Here is a 16,803-nt window from a genome sequence, read left to right on the forward strand (position 1 = left end):
CGTTTCCGACCGACCGGGCGGCCCGTTCCGGACGGGCCTCGTCATCCCTGTCGTAGCCGCTGGTCGCCACTTACGCTGCTGTCATGACACAACAGGTACGCGGCGTGGTGGCCCCCGGCAAGGGCGAGAAGGTCAGGATCGAGACGATCGTGGTGCCGGACGCCGGCCCCGGCGAGGCGGTGGTGCGCATCCAGGCGTGCGGCGTCTGCCACACCGATCTGCACTATCGGGAGGGCGGGATCAACGATGAGTTCCCCTTCCTCCTCGGCCATGAGGCGGCGGGCACCGTGGAATCCGTGGGCGAGGGCGTCACGGAGGTGGCCCCCGGCGACTATGTGATCCTCAACTGGCGCGCGGTCTGCCACGAGTGCCGGGCCTGCCGCCGCGGCCGCCCCTGGTACTGCTTCAACACCCACAACGCCAAGCAGCCCATGACCCTGACCGACGGCACCGTGCTCAGCCCCGCGCTCGGCATCGGCGCGTTCGCCGAGAAGACGCTGGTGGCGGCCGGGCAGTGCACCAAGGTCGACCCCTCGGCCTCGCCCGCCGCGGCCGGGCTGCTCGGCTGTGGGGTGATGGCCGGCATCGGCGCCGCGCTCAACACCGGCAACGTCCAGCGCGGTGACTCCGTCGCCGTGATCGGCTGCGGCGGGGTCGGCGCCGCCTCGGTCGCCGGGGCGCGGCTGGCCGGGGCCGCGAAGATCATCGCGGTGGACCTGGACGAGCGGAAGCTGGAGTGGGCCCGCTCGCTGGGCGCCACCCACACCCTCAACGCCAAGAGCGCCGATGTCGTCGAGGCCGTCCGGGAGCTGACCGACGGCAACGGCGCCGACGTCGTCATCGAGGCCGTGGGCCGCCCCGAGACCTACAAGCAGGCGTTCTACGCCCGCGACCTGGCCGGCACCGTCGTCCTGGTCGGCGTCCCCACCCCCGAGATGAAGCTGGAGCTGCCGCTCCTGGACGTCTTCGGGCGCGGCGGGGCGCTCAAGTCCTCCTGGTACGGGGACTGTCTGCCGGACCGCGACTTCCCCATGCTGATCGACCTCTACCAGCAGGGCCGCCTCGACCTGGACGCGTTCGTCAGCGAGACGATCGGGCTCGAGGACATCGAGGAGGCGTTCGCCAAGATGCACCGCGGTGAGGTGCTCCGCTCGGTGGTGATGTTCTGATGACCCCTCCGCCCGTACGCGTCGACCACCTCGTCACCTCCGGCACCTTCTCGCTGGACGGCGGCACCTGGGAGGTGGACAACAACGTGTGGCTGATCGGCGACGACCACGAGGTGTACGTGATCGACGCCGCGCATGACGCCGACGCCATCGCGGACGCCGTCGGCGGCCGCCGGCTGCTCGGCATCATCTCCACCCACGGCCATGACGACCACATCGACGCGGCCCCGGCGCTCGCCGAGCGCACCGGCGCGCCGATCCTGCTGCATCCGGAGGACGAGGTGCTGTGGCGGATGCGCCACCCGGACCGCGCCCCGGACAAGCCGCTGGCCGACGGTGATGTCCTCACCGTGGCCGGGACGCAACTGCGGGTGCTGCACACCCCCGGCCACTCCCCCGGCGCGGTCTGTCTCTACGCACCGGAGCTGACCACGGTCTTCTCCGGGGACACCCTGTTCCAGGGCGGTCCGGGCGCCACCGGGCGCTCGTACTCGTCCTTCCCGACGATCATCGAGTCGATCCGGGAGCGGCTGCTGACGCTGCCGCCGGAGACGGTGGTCCGCACCGGTCACGGCGACTCCACGACCGTCGGGGACGAGGCCCCGCATCTGGAGGAGTGGATCGCGCGGGGGCACTGAGCCCCCGGCGGTCGGTCCCGCACCTGAACAAGTGACAACCTGAACAAGTGACAAGTGGACGACGCGGGGGCCATCGCGCCCCCGCGGCCGGTCCACCCCCCGGTCCGCGGGGCCGCGCTCACCAGACCGCGGCGCCGCGGACCGTCTCGGCCACCGCCGCCGGGCGCTGGAAGGAGCGGTCGCAGTAGACGAGCGGGTCGTCCTCGCCGACGTGGGCCGCCACGACCCGGCCTATGAGGACGGAGTGGTCGCCGCCGTCCACGACGCGGTGCAGTGAACAGGCGACCCGGGCGACCGCCTCCGGTATGCCCGGCAGCCCCAGCTCCATCGGCAGGGTGTCCCCCGCCGCGAACCGGTCCGCACCGGAGGCGGCGAAGCGCCGCGCGATGTCCGCCTGTCCCTCCGCCAGGATGTTGATCATGAAGCTTTCGGCGGTGGTGAACGCCTCATGGGTGCTCGCGGTCTTGCCCAGGCAGATCAGCACCAGCGGCGGGGCCAGGGACAGCGAGCTGAACGAGCTGCCCGTGAACCCCCATCTGCGTCCGGACGCGTCGACCGTCGTGGCCACCGTCACGGGGGCGGGCACCCGGGCCATGGCCCGGGTGAACTCCTCAGAGGTGATGGTCATCGACGTTTCACCACTCGTCCTCCAGCAACTCGATCTCCTCCTGCTCCAGATTCGACAGCGCGAGGTCCGAGGGGGTGTGGCCGCCCGCGCCGGGTCCGGCCGCGTGCAGCGCCATCCCGTCCAGGGCGCGCAGCCACACCTCGCCGACCTCCCGTACCTCCGCCTCGGACAGCACATCGGAGGCGTAGGTCCAGGTCACCATGAGCTCAGGGCCACCGGGGCGGTCGACGGTGACGGCGTTCAGCTCCAGTCCGTACGGGCTGCCAGGACCGTCGTCGCCGAGGTCGAGCCCGAGCGCCTCGGAGGCCGGGCGCCAGTCGCCGCCGGGCCCGTCGTGGACCTCGACCCGGCCCAGATAGTTGAAGCCGATCCACGGCACGGCCGCCCCGGACAGCTCCGCGGCCGTCTCCCGGTCCAGATGGCGCAGCAGGCCGTAGCCGATGCCGGTGCCGGGCACCGCGCGCAGCTGTTCCTTGATCCGCTTGACCACGCGTCCGGTGGCCGGGCCGCCCGTCCACAGCTCGCCCCACTGCACCTGGCCGGGGTCAAGACACACCGGGTGGAGGCTGGTGAACCAGCCCACCGTACGGGACAGATCCGCGCCCCCGACGCTCTCGTCGCGGCCGTGCCCCTCCACGGCGACCAGCACCGAGGTGGCCACGGAGCCCAGCCGGCGGCGGCGGTCGGTGACCGCCAGCGCCAGGGCGCTCAGCAGCACGTCGTCCACACCGCAGTGGAACACCGACGGCACCTCGCCGAGCAGCGGCGCGGTCTTCGCGGCCGGCAGCGTCATGGTGACGCGGGCGACCGGTCCGGCCGGGTCGCGCCCGGGGGCCGATGTGGCCCCGCCGAGCCGGGCGTCCGGAGCGGACAGGATGTCCGTCCACAGCGGCAGCTCCGCCCGCCGTTCCGGCCTGCGCACCTCGGCCGCCAGAAGTTCGCTCCAGCGGCGCACCGAGGTGCCCACCGGAGTGAGCTCCGGCTCCCGTCCGGCGGCGACGGCCGTCGCGATGTCGGCGAGGTCCTGGAGCAGGATCCGCCAGGACACCCCGTCGACCATCAGGTGGTGGGCGACGAGCAGCAGCCGTCCCGGCCGTCCGGGACCGGCGTCGAACCACACCGCGCGCACCATCTCGCCGTCCCGGGGGGCCAGCTCCGCACGGGCCTCGGCGAGGGCGCGGCCGACCAGCGGGGTGAGATCCCCTGCCACGGCGTCGGCGATGTCGACCCGGCGGACTCGGTCCGCGCAGGACACCGCCCCGGCCGGTGGCACGCTCAGCCGCCAGCCGCCCTCGTCGTCCTCGACCAGCCGGGCGCGCAGCGCATCGTGCCGGTCGTGCAGCGCCTGGAGCGCGGTGGTGAGCGTCGGCAGGTCCAGGCCCGCCGGGGTCCGTACGAGCATCGGCTGGCTGAAGGAGTCGATCGCACCGCCGCGCTCCCGCAGCCAGTGCATGATCGGCGTGGGGGCGAACTCGCCGACGGGGTTGTCCGGTTCGCGGGCGGCCGCGTCGTCCAGCACCTCGGCCACCGCGGCGAGCCCGGCCACCGTCTTGTGCTCGAACACGTCGTTGACGGCGAGGACCAGACCCGCCGCCCGGGCGCGGGCGATGAGCTGCATCGACACGATGCTGTCGCCGCCCAGTTCGAAGAAGCTGTCGTCGATGCCGACCGAGGGCAGCCGGAGCACCTCGGCGAAGACCGCGCACAGCGCCTCCTCGACCGGGGTACGCGGGGGCCGTGAATCGGCCGCCGCGCCGAAGCTCGGTGCGGGCAGCGCCTTGCGGTCGAGCTTGCCGTTCGGGGTGAGCGGCAGCCGGTCCAGGACCACGAACGCGGACGGGATCATGTACTCCGGCAGCGACTCGCCGAGCCACGTGCGCAGCGCTGCGGGATCCGGCGCCGCACCGGGGACCTTCGGCACCACATAGGCGACCAGCCGCGCGCCGGCGCCCTGGTCGGAGCGGGCCAGCGCCACGGCCTGGCCGACCGCCTCATGGGCGGTCAGCACCGTCTCGATCTCCCCGAGCTCGATCCGGAAGCCGCGCACCTTCACCTGGTGGTCGGCCCGGCCCGAGAACTCCAGCCGGCCGTCGGCGGTCCGGCGGACGATGTCGCCGGTGCGGTACATGCGCTCGCCGGTGCCGCCGAACGGGCAGGCCACGAAGCGCTCCGCGGTCAGCGCGGGCCGGTTGTGGTAGCCCCGCACGACGCCCGCGCCGGCGATGTAGAGCTCGCCCGGCACCCCGGGGGCGACCGGCCGCAGCCGGTCGTCCAGCACATAGACCCGGGTGTTGGCGATCGGGTTGCCGATCGAGGGCACGCCCTGGCCGTCCGTCAGGTCCGCGGCCGTCGACCAGATGGTGGTCTCGGTCGGTCCGTAGAGGTTGGTCAGCCCGGCGGCCGATGTGCGCAGCCGCGTGGCCAGGGCCTCCGGCAGCGCCTCACCGCCGACCAGCACCCGCAGCCCGCGCAGCGCCTCCGGCGACGCGGTGACCATGGCCTGCCACAGCGACGGCGTCGCCTGGACGACCCCCGCCCCGGTCTCCTCGGCCATCCGCAGCAGCGCGGCCGGGTCGCGCACGGTGTCCCGGTCGGCGATCACCACGCCCGCGCCGCACAGCAGCGGCAGATAGAGCTCCAGCGCCGCGATGTCGAACGACACCGTGGTGACCGCGAGCAGCCGGTCGGCGGGGCCGAGGCCGAACCGCCCGCCCATGTCGGCCAGGAAGTTGCTCAGCGCGCCGTGCGGGACGACCACGCCCTTCGGGCGGCCGGTCGAACCGGAGGTGTAGATGACATACGCCGGGTGGTCCGGTGAGCACACCGCACCGGGCGCGGCCGTGGGCGCCGCCGCCAGCTCGGCGGCGGTGGCCGGGTCGTCCAGCACCAGCGCCGGTACGCCGCCGTGCCGAGCGCCGTCCCCACCGTCCCCACCGTTCCCGCCACCCACAGCCAGCAGCGGCGCGGTGGCGGAGGTGACCAGTGCCAGTGCGGGGCGGGCGTCCTGGAGGGTGTAGCCGATCCGGTCCCTGGGGTGCTCCGGGTCCAGGGGCAGATAGGCCGCCCCGGTCTTGAGCACCGCCAGCAGGGCGACGAGCAGGTCCGCCGAGCGCGGGATCGCCACGGCCACCAGCCGCTCGGGGCCCGCCCCGCGGGCGGTCAGCAGCGCGGCGAGCCGGTTGGCGCGCGTCTCCAGCTGGGCGTAGGTCAGCTCGACACCGCCGGAGAGCACCGCGACGGCCGATGGGGTACGGGCGGCCCGCTCCTCGTACAGCTCGTGGACCCGGCGTGCGGGCAGCGGCCGCGCGGTGTCGTTCCACTCGACCAGCACCCGCTCGCGCTCGGCCGCCGAAAGCACCTCGACCTCGCTGATCCGCAGCCCCGGGTCACCGGTCACCGTCTCCAGGACCTGGACAAGCCGCCGGACCAGCGTCTCCACGCTGTCCGCGTCGAACAGCTCGGTGCTGTACTCGCAGACGCCGGACAGCGCGCCCGGCCGGTCCGGCCGCTCGCCGAAGGCGAAGCTCAGATCGACCTTGGCGACGCCCAGGTCGACCAGCTCGGGCCGCAGGGCGAGCCCGCCCAGCGAGCTCTCGGCGGCCGGCATGTTCTGGACCATCAGCATCACCTGGAACAGCGGGTGCCGGGCCAGGGACCGCTCCGGGTCGACCACCTCCACCAGCCGCTCGAACGGCACGTCCTGGTGGGCGTAGGCGTCCAGCGCGGTGCGCCTGACCCGCTCCAGCAGTTGGTCGAAGGTCGGGTCGCCCGAGGTGTCGGTGCGCAGCACCAGCGTGTTCAGGAAGACGCCGACCAGGTCCTCCAGGGCCTGGTCGGGGCGCCCGGCGATGGGGCTGCCGACCGGGATGTCCTCTCCGGCCCCCAGCTTGGTCAGCAGCAGGGCCAGCGCCGACTGCAACACCATGAAGGTGCTGACCCCGCGGGCCCGGGCCAGCGCGGTGAGCCGCTCGTGCAGCCCGGGGTCGATCGCGAAGTCCAGGGTGCGGCCGCGATGGCCGGACACGGCCGGCCGGGGCCGGTCGGTGGGCAGGGTCAGCTCGTCCGGCAGCCCGGCGAGCGCTTGGCGCCAGTACGCCAGCTGACGGGAGGCCAGGCTCTCCGGGTCGTCCTCGGCGCCCAGCAGCTCGGCCTGCCACAGCGTGTAGTCCGCGTACTGCACCGGCAGCGGCTCCCAGGCCGGGGCCCGGCCGTCGCAGCGGGCGGCGTAGGCGGCCGACAGGTCGCGCACCAGCGGCGCCGTGGACCAGCCGTCGGTGGCGATGTGATGGATCACCAGGGCGAGGACGTACTCGCTCTCGCCGATCGCGAACAGGGTGGTGCGCAGCGGCAGCGACACGGTCAGGTCGAAGCCCCGGGTGACGGTCGCCTCGAGCTGTTCCGGCAACGCGTCCTCGGTCGTCTCCACCACGGTCAGCGGTATCCGCACCGCGTCCGGGTCCCACACCTGCTGCCGGGGCGAGCCGTCGGTCTCGGGGAAGACCGTGCGCAGGCTCTCGTGCCGGCCGATCAGATCGCCCAGCGCCTGCTCCAGGGCCGTCCGGTCCAGCTCCCCGGACAGCCGCAGCACCACCGGCACGTTGTAGGTGGCGCTCGGCCCCTCCATCCGGCCCAGGAACCACAGCCTGCGCTGGGCGAAGGACAGCGGAAGCGCCTCGGGCCGCTCGCGGGCGGTCAGCGGCAGCCGGGCGGCCGCCTCCCCGTCCAGGGTCCTGGCCAGCGCCGCCACGGTCGGGGCCTCGAAGAGCGTGCGGACCGACAGCTCGACGGCCAGGACCGAACGGATCCGGTTGACGATCCTGGCCGCCAGCAGCGAATGGCCGCCCAGGTCGAAGAAGTTGTCGTCCACGCCGACCGCGGGCACGCCGAGCACATCGGCGAACAGACCGCAGAGGATCTCCTCGCGGGGTGTGCCCGCCGCGCGGCCCGCCGTCGCCGGAGCGTAGTCCGGTGCGGGCAGCGCCTTGCGGTCGAGCTTGCCGCTGGCGTTCAAGGGCAGGGCTTCCAGCACCACGAACGCGGACGGCAGCATGTAGTCGGGCAGCGACGCGGCGAGCGTGTCGCGCAGCACGCCCGGTTCCGGTGGGTCACTCGGGTCCTGCGGCACCAGATAGGCGACCAGCCGCCGTTCGCCGCTCCGGTCGTCCCGGGCGACCACCGCGCAGTCGGCCACGCCCCGGCAGGCGGACAGCACGGCGGCGATCTCGCCGGTCTCGATCCGGAAGCCCCGGATCTTCACCTGGTCGTCGGCGCGGCCCAGGTACTCCAGCAGCCCGTCGGCGTTCCAGCGGGCCAGGTCGCCGGTGCGGTACATCCGGCCGCCGTCGCCCGCGAACGGATCGGCCACGAACCGTGACGCACTCAGCCCCGGCCGCTTCAGATAGCCCTGTGCCACACCGCCACCGGCCACGTACATCTCCCCCGCCACCCCCGGGGGCACCGGGCGCAGCGCACCGTCCAGCACATAGATCCGCAGGTCCGGAATGCCCCGGCCGATGAGCGAGCCCGCGCCCGAGGCCGCCAGCTCCGCGTTCAGCGGCAGATGGCTGACGTGGACGGTGGTCTCGGTGATGCCGTACATGTTGACCAGCAGCGGCGCGCAGGCGGCGCCCGCGCCGTGCCGCTCGTACCAGTCCGGCAGCCGTCCCAGGTCAAGCGCCTCACCGCCGAACACCACATGGCGCAGCGCCAGCCGGTCGCCGGTCGCCGGGTCCTCCCGGTCGGCGTTGACGAGCTGGTAGAACGCCGAGGGCGTCTGGTTGAGGAAGGTCACCCCCTCGTCCGCGAGCAGCCGCAGGAAGCGCTCCGGCGAACGGGACACGTCGAACGGCACCACCACGAGCCGGCCACCGTGCAGCAGCGGCCCCCACAGCTCCCACACCGAGAAGTCGAACGCGTACGAGTGGAACAGCGTCCACACGTCGTCCGGGCCGAACGCGAACCACTGCCGCGTGTGCTCGAAGAGCCGCACCACATTGCCGTGCGAGACCACCACACCCTTGGGACGGCCCGTCGAACCGGATGTGTAGATCACATACGCGGGCGCTGCCGGTACGAGCGGCGCGATCCGGTCGGCGTCCGTCAGGTCCGTACCCGGCAGTCCGGCGAGCCGGCCCGCGACCGGTTCATAGCCCAGCACCACCCGCGCCACGCCCTCCGGCAGTGGCACATCGACCCGGGTGTCCGTCACCACGAGCGCCAGGTCCACGTCCGAGACCGTGTAGGCGATGCGGTCCGCCGGATAGGAGGGGTCGATCGGCACATACGCGGCACCCGACTTCACCACCGCCAGCAGCGCCACCACCAGATCCACCGACCGCGGCAGCACCAGACCCACGAACCGGCCCGGCCCCGCGCCCCGCTCGACCAGCAGCCGCGCGAGCGCGTTGGCCCGCGCGTTCAGCTCCCCGTACGTCAGCGTGTCCGCGCCGAGGGACACCGCCCGCGCACCGGGGCACTCCCGCACCCGCGCCTCGAACAGCTCCGGAAGCGTGGCCACGACCTCACCGGCCGCGTCCCCGTTCCACTCCACCAGCACCCGCCGGCGCTCCGCCTCGGAGAGCAGGTCGATCTCCGTGACGCGGACGGCCGGGTTGGCCGCCACCGTCTCCAGGAGGCGTACGAACCGGTCGGCCAGCGCCTGCGCGCCGGCCCGGTCGTACAGGTCGGTGTTGTAGACCAGCGTGCCGGTCATCCCGGCCGGGGAGCCGGCGGCGTCGAAGGTCTCGCCGATGGCGAAGTCGAGGTCGAACTTGGCCGTGCGGTTGTTGGCGGGGTGCAGCCGGGTGTCCAGGCCGGGGAAGCGCAGCGTCAGCTCGGGGATGTTCTCGAACGTCAGCATGGTCTGGAACAGCGGGTGGCGGGAGAGCGACCGGTCCGGGCTCAGGGTCTCCACCAGCAGGTCGAACGGCACCTCCTGGTGGGCGTAGGCGGCCAGGTCCGCTTCCCGTACCCGCTCGACGAGTTGCCGGAAGGTGGGGTCGCCGGACAGGTCGTTGCGCAGCACCAGGGTGTTGACGAAGAAGCCGATGCCGTCCACCAGGGACTCGTCGTTGCGGCCCGCGATGGCCGTGCCCATGGGGATGTCCTCGCCCGCGCCCAGCCGGGACAGCAGCGCGGCCAGGCCCGCCTGCACCACCATGAAGAGGCTGGCGCCGCTGGAGCGGGCGATGTCGGTCAGCGCGCTCTGAAGCTCGGGGCTCAGGGACAGCGGCAGGCGGTCTCCGTCGTTGCTCAGCACCGCCGGGCGGGGCCGGTCGGTGGGCAGCTCCAGCTGCTCGGGCAGACCGTCGAGGGTCCGCTTCCAGTAGTCCAGCTGACCGCCCAGCAGGCTGTCCGGGTCGTCCTCGGCGCCCAGCAGCTCGGCCTGCCACAGCGTGTAGTCCGCGTACTGCACCGGCAGCGGCCGCCAGGTGGGGGCGGCCCCGGTGCGCCGCGCGGTGTAGGCGGCGACCAGGTCGTCCACCAGCGGGCCGAAGGACCAGCCGTCGGCGACGATGTGGTGCACCACGATCAGGAAGACGTGCTCGGTGGGGCTCAGCACCAGCAGGTCGGCGCGGATCGGCAGTTCGGAGGCGAGGTCGAAGCCGCGCCGCGCCACCTCCGACAGCGCCTCGTCCAGCCGTTCCTCGGTCACTTCGGAGACCCGGATCTCGGCCTGGGCCCGCTCGGCGGCCAGCACGACCTGGGAGGGCACACCGCCGCGGTCGGGGAAGAGGGTGCGCAGGCTCTCGTGCCGGGCGATGACGTCGTGCAGCGCGGTGTGGAGCGCGGCGCGGTCGAGCCGTCCGGTGAAGCGCAGCGAGACACCCAGGTTGTAGGTGCCGTCCGCGTGGTCCAGCTGGTTGATGAACCACAGTCCGCGCTGCGGGTACGCCAGCGGCACCTCATCGGGGCGCTCCCGGGGCGTCAGCGGGGTGCGCGCCCCGGTGGCCCGGTCGACCAGCCGGGCCAGCTCGGCGACGGTCGGCGCGTCGAACAGGTCGCGCACCGCCACGTCGGCGCCCAGGACGGCCTGGATGCGCAGCACCAACCGGGTGGCGAGCAGGGAGTGCCCGCCCAGGGAGAAGAAGTTGTCGTCCACCGACACCGAGGCCAGTTCGAGGATCTCGGCGAAGAGCCCGCACAGCACCTGCTCCTGCGGGGTGCGCGGAGCCCTGCCCGCTCCCTCGCCGGTGAGCTCCGGCTCCGGCAGCGCCTTGCGGTCGAGCTTGCCGTTGGGGGTCAGCGGAAGGGTGTCCAGGGCCAGCACGGCGGAGGGCACCATGTAGTCGGGCAGCGCCTCGGCCAGCTCCTCGCGCAGCGCGGAGGTGTCGAGGCGGTGGCCCGGGGCGGGCACCGCGTAGGCGACCAGCCGCTTGTCCCCGGGACGGTCCTCGCGTACGACCACGGCGGCGGAGGCGACGCCGGGGCGGCGGGCGACCGCGGCCTCGACCTCACCCGGCTCGATCCGGAAGCCCCGGATCTTCACCTGGTCGTCGGCGCGGCCGGCGAACTCCAGCGTCCCCTCCTCGGTCCAGCGGGCGAGGTCGCCCACCCGGTACATCCGGCTGCCCGCCGGGCCGTACGGGTCGGCGACGAACCGCTCCGCGCTGAGCGCGGGCGCCCGCCAGTAGCCGCGCGCCAGACCCTCGCCGGCGAGGTACAGCTCGCCGACCACGCCCGGCGGCACCCGGCGCAACTGGCCGTCCAGGACATGGGCCCGGGTGTTGTCCAGCGGGGCACCGATCGGTACGACATCGGGCACCCGGTCGGCGGAGGTCACCCGGTGGAAGGTGGCGAAGGAGGTGGTCTCGGTCGGGCCGTAGGTGTCCTTGAACACCATGCCGGGGAACCGCTCGAGCAGGGCACGCACCGCCGTACCGGGCACGACGTCGCCACCGGCCAGCAGCTCCCGCACACCGGTCAGGCAGTCCAGGTCGTTCTCGGCCACGACGCGGAAGAGCCCGGCGGTCAGGTGCAGTCCGGTGATGCCGTGCTCGGCGATCATCCGGCGCAGGGTGCGGACGTCCATGTCCTGCGGCGGGGCGATGACGACCGTGCCGCCGGTGAGCAGCGGCACCCACAGCTCGTAGTTGGCGGCGTCGAAGGCGTGCGGCGCGTGCAGCAGCACCCGGCGGTGGGCGTCGGCCTCGAAGCAGCCGTCCAGGGCGAACGCCAGCAGATCGCGGTGGGTGACCGCGACGCCCTTGGGGCGGCCGGTCGAACCGGAGGTGAACATCACATACGCGAGCCGCTCGGGGTGTACGGCCACGTCCGGTGCGGCGTCGGCCGACGCGTCCGGCGCCGGGGTCTCGGCGTCCACCACGACGGTGGTGGCCCGGTGGGTGAACTCCAGCTCCGGCTGGGCCCGGTCGAGGAGCAGCACCGACGGTTCGGTCCGCTCCATCACCTGCTCCCAGCGGGCCTGCGGGGCGCGCGAGTCCAGCGGCACATACGCGGCACCGGCCTTGACCACGGCGAGCAGGGAGACGACGAGCTCCACCGAGCGCTGCTGGAGCACGGCCACCCGCGCCTCCGGGCCGGCGCCCGCGGCGAGCAGCCGGTGCGCGAGCCGGTTGGCGCGCGTGTCCAGCTCCCGGTAGCTGATCTCGGTGCCGTCCGCGGCGATGAGGGCGGTCGCGTCCGGGGCGGCGGCCACCCGCTCGGCGAACCGGGCGGGGACGGAGCCGGTGAGCGCGGGCACCTCGCGGACCGGGCCGGACCACTCCACGGCCAGCCTGCGGGTCTCCTCGGGTGCCAGGACGTCGATCTCGGCGATGCTGCCGCCGGGCCGCGCCACGGCCGACTCCAGCACCGTCAGGAACCGCGCCACCATCCGGCGCACGGTCCCGGCGTCGTACAGATCCGTGGCGTACAGCACCTGGCCACCGATCCCGGCCGGCGCCCCCTCCGCGTCCCGGCGCTCCTGGAAGTCGAACTGGAGGTCGAACTTGGCGATGGTGAGGTCGCCCGGGGCCACCGAGGCGGTCAGACCGGGCAGCTCCAGCGAGCGGTCCGGGTGGTCCTGCATGCTCAGCAGGATCTGGAACAGCGGGTGCCGGGACCGCGAGCGGTCCGGGTTGAGGACCTCGACCAGCCGCTCGAACGGCACGTCCTGATGCGCGTAGGCCGTCAGGTCGGCCCGGCGGACCCGGTCGACCAGCTCGGTGAACGACGGCCGACCGGAAGTGTCGGTGCGCAGCACCAGTGTGTTGACGAAGAACCCGACCAGGTCGTCCAGGGCCTCGTCGGTCCGTCCGGCGATCGGGCTGCCGACCGGGATGTCGTCGCCCGCGCCGAGCTTGGACAGCAGCACGGCCAGCGCCGCCTGGAGCACCATGAACACGCTGGCGCCGCCGGCATGGGCGACGGCGAGCAGTTCACGGTGGAGTTCGGGGCCGATCTCGCAGTCCAGTACGGCGCCGCGGTGGCTCGCCACGGCGGGCCGGGGCCGGTCGGTGGGCAGGGCCAGCTCCTCGGGGAGACCGGCCAGCGCGGTCTTCCAGTACGCCAGCTGACGGGCCAGCGGACTGGACTCGTCGGAGTCCTCGCCCAGCAGTGACCGCTGCCAGAGGGTGTAGTCGGCGTAGGCGACCGGCAGCGGCTCCCAGCCGGGGGCACGGCCGTCACAGCGGGCGGTGTACGCGGCCGACAGATCGCGCACCAGCGGCGCCAGGGACCAGCCGTCCCCGGCGATGTGGTGGACCACGACGGACAGCACATGCTCATCGCCGCCGAGGTGGAACAGCTCGGCGCGCAGCGGCAGTTCGGTGGCGAGCAGGAAGCTGTGGCCCGCGGCGGCCGCCAGGGCGGCGGGCAGGTCCGCGGCGGCGACCTCGGACGCGTACGGCAGCGGCGGCAGCTCCTCGGCGGGCACCAGATGCTGCCGGGGCTCGCCCGCGGTGTCGGGGAAGACGGTGCGCAGGCTCTCGTGGCGCAGCAGGACGTCGCGCAGCGCCGCCCGCAGCGCCGGAACGTCCAGGTCGCCGGACATCCGCAGCACGAAGGGGATGTTGTAGGTGGGGTTGGGGCCGTCGAGCCGGTCCAGGAACCACAGCCGGGCCTGGGCGAACGACAGCGGCATGGGCTCCGGCCGGTCCACCGGGACCAGCGCGGGCCGCGCCGCCCGCGCGGTGTCCAGCAGTTCGGCGAGCAGGGCCACGGTGGGCCGGTCGAACACCTCGTGCACGGCGAATTCCACGCCGAGCACCGAGCGGACCCGGCCCGCGAGCCGGGTGGCGGCCAGCGAATGGCCGCCGAGCGCGAAGAAGTTGTCGTCCACACCGACCCCGGGCACGCCCAGCACCTCGGCGAACAGCCCGGCGAGCACCTGCTCGCCCGGGGTGCGGGCCTCCCGTCCGGCCGCTCCGCCGGTCATCTCGGGCTCCGGCAGCGCCCGTGTGTCGAGCTTGCCGCTGGGGGTCAGGGGCAGCGCGGGCAGGATGACGAACGCGGCGGGCAGCATGTAGTCCGGCAGCGACTCGCCGAGCTTCTTGCGCAGCAGCCCGGGGTCCAGCGCCCCGCCGGGGGCCTGCGGCGCGGACCCAACAGCCCACGTACCAAAGGAAGCCGCCGGATCCAGCCCCTCGCCCGGGGCCTGCGGCACCACGTAGGCCACCAGCCGCCGTTCGCCGCTCCGGTCGTCCCGGGCGACCACCGCGCAGTCGGCGACACCCTGGCAGGCGGACAGCGCGGCCGCGATCTCGCCGGTCTCGATCCGGAAGCCCCGGATCTTCACCTGGTCGTCGGCGCGGCCCAGGTACTCCAGCAGCCCGTCGGCGTTCCAGCGGGCCAGGTCGCCAGTGCGGTACATCCGGCCGCCGTCGCCCGCGAACGGATCGGCCACGAACCGTGACGCACTCAGCCCCGGCCGCTTCAGATAGCCCTGTGCCACACCGCCACCGGCCACGTACATCTCCCCCGCCACCCCCGGGGGCACCGGGCGCAGCGCAGCGTCCAGCACCCGCACCCGCAGGTCGGGGATGGACCGGCCGATCAGCGAACCGGCGCCGGAGGCGGCGAGTTCGGGGTCCAGGGCCAGATGGCTGACGTGCACCGTGGTCTCGGTGATGCCGTACATGTTGACCAGCAGCGGGGCGCAGGTGGCGCCCGCGCCGTGCCGTTCGTACCAGTCGGCCAGCCGTCCCAGGTCAAGCGCCTCACCGCCGAAGACCACATGGCGCAGCGCCAGCCGGTCGCCGGTCGCCGGGTCCTCCCGGTCGGCGTTGACGAGCTGGTAGAAGGCCGACGGGGTCTGGTTGAGGAAGGTCACCCGCTCGTCCGCGAGCAGCCGCAGGAAGCGCTCCGGCGACCGCGACACCTCGAACGGGACGACGACGAGCCGCCCGCCGTGCAGCAGCGGCCCCCACAGCTCCCACACCGAGAAGTCGAACGCGTAGGAGTGGAACAGGGTCCACACCTCGTCGGCGCCGAAGGGGAACCACCGGCGGGTGGCGGTGAACAGCCGGACCACGTTGTGGTGGGAGACCACCACGCCCTTGGGGCGCCCGGTGGAACCGGAGGTGTAGATGACGTACGCGGGGGCCACCGGCAGCAGCGGCGAGGGCCGGTCGGCGTCGGTCAGATCGGTGCCGGGCAGGGCGGCGAGCCCGGCCCGCACCTCCTCCTCGCCCAGCACCACCCGCTCCACGCCCTCCGGGAGCGCCACCTCGACCCGGGAGTCCGTCACCAGCAGGGTCAGGTCCACGTCGGAGATGGTGTACGCGATGCGGTCCGCCGGATACGCGGGGTCGATGGGCACATAGGCGGCGCCCGACTTCACCACCGCAAGCAGCGCCACCACCAGGTCGATCGAGCGGGGCAGCACCAGGCCGACGAACCGGCCGGGCCCGGCGCCCCGCGCGACCAGCAGCCGGGCCAGCGCGTTGGCCCGCGCGTTCAGTTCGGCGTAGGTCAGCGTGTCCGCGCCGAGGGACACCGCCCGCGCGTCGGGGCACTCCCGCACCCGCGCCTCGAACAGCTCGGGGAGGGTGGCGGTGGCGGTGGCGGGCCCGGCCGGTTCGTCGGCGAAGTCCACCAGCACCTGCCGGCGCTCGGCCTCGGTCGCGATGTCCAGCGCTCCGAGCGGCCGGTCCGGCGCGCCGGCGCCCAGGGCGCGCAGCAGTCCGGTCAGGCGCTCGCCGTGGCGCTCCACCTCGGCGGCGGAGTACAGCTCGGGGCTGGCGTTGAGCTCCACCCGCAGCCCGCCGTCGCCCGCCCGGTTGTCGACGACGACGGTCAGATCGTCGTCGTGACCGATGGTCAGGTTGTGCACCACGCCCGGGTGGCCGCCGAAGTCCAGGTCGTAGTCGAACATGATGATGTTGACGCGCGGGCCGACCAGACGGCTGCCGTCGGCCAGCGTGCCGGCGTCGCGGCGCAGCTCCTCATAGCGGTAGCGCTGGTGGCGCAGGGCGCCGCGCATCCGCCGGGAGACCTGGCCCAGCAGCTCGGCGACGGTGTCCCCGGGCCGTACGGACAGCCGCAGCGGCACGAGGTTGGACACCATGCCGGGCACGCTCGCGGCGTCGCCGCCGGGCCGGGCCGCGACCGGGAGGGCGAGGACGACATCGGTGCGGCCGGTGATCCGGTGCAGATACAGCGCCTGGGCGGCGACGGCCACCGTCGGCCAGGCGGTGCCCGCCTCACGGGCCAGCGACCGGATCGACTCGACGGCGGTCGGCTCCAGCGTGGCGACCACCCGCAGCAGCGGGCCGTCCGGATAGCGGGTGGGCTGTGTGGTGAGGCCCTGGACCTCGGGGCGGTCGGCCAGTTGCTCGGCCCAGTACCGCCGATCGCGGACGATCTCCTCGGACCCGCCGTACGCGGCGTCGGCCTCGATGAGCTCCCGCAGACCGCCGTGGCCGGACTCCGGGCACGGCTCGCCCGCCACGGCGGCCGAGTACACGGCGGAGACCCGGCGCGCGATCATGCCCACGCTCTGGCCGTCCAGCGCGATGTGGTGATGGCGCTGGTACCAGACGTGCCGGTCCTCGGCGAGCCGGAACAGCGCGAAGGTGAACAGCGGTCCGGCGAAGAGGTCCACCGGGCGCTTCTGGTCGGCCGCGGCCCATGCGCGCACGGCGGCCTCCGGATCGTCCTGCCCGGACACGTCCACGAAGTGGAACGGCCAGTCGAGTCCGGGCGCCACCACCTGGTACGGACCGTCGGCGTCCGCGCCGAAGGACACCCGCAGGGCCTCGGTCTCATCCACCACCCGCCGCAGGGCGGCCTCGAAGAGACCGGGGTCGACGGGGCCCTGGATGTCCACCCGCTCCGCCAGGCCGAAGAGCGGATTGGCGGGATCGCCCTGGACGGCGTACCAGATTCCCCGCTGGCCGTCGGTCAAGCGGAATCGAACACCCTGCGG

Annotated in this window: 4 protein-coding genes; 2 read left to right on the forward strand and 2 right to left on the reverse strand. The window is 73.7% G+C overall.

Translation table 11 applies throughout. From position 1 onward, the window contains the following. Positions 1-83: 83 nt before the first annotated feature. Complete coding sequence (locus tag ACJX2R_RS24055; protein WP_413101819.1) at positions 84-1,169, forward strand: S-(hydroxymethyl)mycothiol dehydrogenase; 1,086 nt, start codon at positions 84-86, stop codon at positions 1,167-1,169. Beyond that, positions 1,169-1,807, forward strand: a complete 639-nt coding sequence (locus tag ACJX2R_RS24060; protein WP_413101820.1) for an MBL fold metallo-hydrolase — start codon at positions 1,169-1,171, stop codon at positions 1,805-1,807. The genes ACJX2R_RS24055 and ACJX2R_RS24060 overlap by 1 nt, the downstream gene beginning before the upstream one ends. Before the next feature lie 118 nt (positions 1,808-1,925). Here the strand turns inward: ACJX2R_RS24060 and ACJX2R_RS24065 are convergent, their stop codons facing one another. Together ACJX2R_RS24065 and ACJX2R_RS24070 are read right to left on the reverse strand one after the other, a co-directional pair. Further along, positions 1,926-2,435 carry a flavin reductase family protein gene (locus tag ACJX2R_RS24065; RefSeq protein WP_413101821.1) on the reverse strand — a complete coding sequence of 170 codons (510 nt, stop codon included), beginning with the start codon at positions 2,433-2,435 and terminating at the stop codon, positions 1,926-1,928. Between the two features lie 7 nt (positions 2,436-2,442). Then, the gene (locus ACJX2R_RS24070; RefSeq protein WP_413101822.1) at positions 2,443-16,782 is read right to left on the reverse strand and encodes an amino acid adenylation domain-containing protein; all 14,340 of its coding nucleotides are present in this window, start codon (positions 16,780-16,782) and stop codon (positions 2,443-2,445) included. Positions 16,783-16,803 lie beyond the last annotated feature (21 nt).

It is taken from the genome of Streptomyces sp. Inha503 (assembly GCF_047215865.1).
Lineage (GTDB): Bacteria > Actinomycetota > Actinomycetes > Streptomycetales > Streptomycetaceae > Streptomyces > Streptomyces lycopersici.